The sequence below is a fragment of the Salipiger sp. HF18 genome (genome assembly GCF_011806505.1).
Lineage (GTDB): Bacteria > Pseudomonadota > Alphaproteobacteria > Rhodobacterales > Rhodobacteraceae > Salipiger > Salipiger thiooxidans.
On the sequence record NZ_JAATOS010000946.1, the window covers coordinates 1 to 681 of the forward strand.

1 protein-coding gene is annotated in these 681 nt (G+C 69.6%); it reads left to right on the plus strand.

What is annotated here, in order from left to right; all coding sequences use genetic code 11:
* Positions 1–426, plus strand: a 426-nt coding sequence (locus tag HC022_RS28175; protein WP_254885304.1) for a phosphotransferase, incomplete at its 5' end; no start/stop codon positions are given.
* Positions 427–681: the final 255 nt, after the last annotated feature.

Consider the following 681-nt stretch of genomic DNA (forward strand, 5'->3'; position numbering starts at 1 on the left):
TGCGCCGCCCGGCCGGACGAGCGCATCGTGGTCAAGGTCTACGCCCCCGCTTGGGCCGACAAGGCCCGCGCGCAGGTCGCGCGCCAGCGGGCGGTGGTGACTGCCCTGCCCGACGCCGCACCCGAGGTGCTGTTCTTCGACGAGAGCAGGCTGGTGCTCGGCATGGCCTACGCCGATGGTCCGAGCCTCTCGGCGCTCTGGCCGCACCTGTCGGAGGCCGACCGCGCGACGCGTCTGCAGGCGGCGGGGCACTGGCTGCGGCGGCTGCACGGCACCAGCCTCGAGCCGCACCCCTTCCGTCCCAAGGGCCAGCTCGCGTGGCTGCAGAAGCTCATCATGCAGCACGAGTTCGGCGGGCGGCTCATCCCCGATGTCGGGCAGTTCCGGCTCGAGGGCGCGGCGCTGGCGCGTTTGCGGCGGCAATGAACGGCAGTGCCCCGCCGTCACGCGCGCGTGTGTTTTGACCGGGGGCACGGGACGGTATAAGGGAAGCGGCAATCCCTGAAAGGCGGCTACGTGACTCGGTTCATTCTCTCATTCCTCGGCGGTATCTTCAGCATTGTCACAATGGGCGTGATGATGGCCGCGCTGACCATCGGCGCGGTGTTCTGGATGTACGGCCGTGATCTGCCGAGCCACGAGAGCCTGGCGCAGTACACGCCGCCGACGATCAGCCGGATC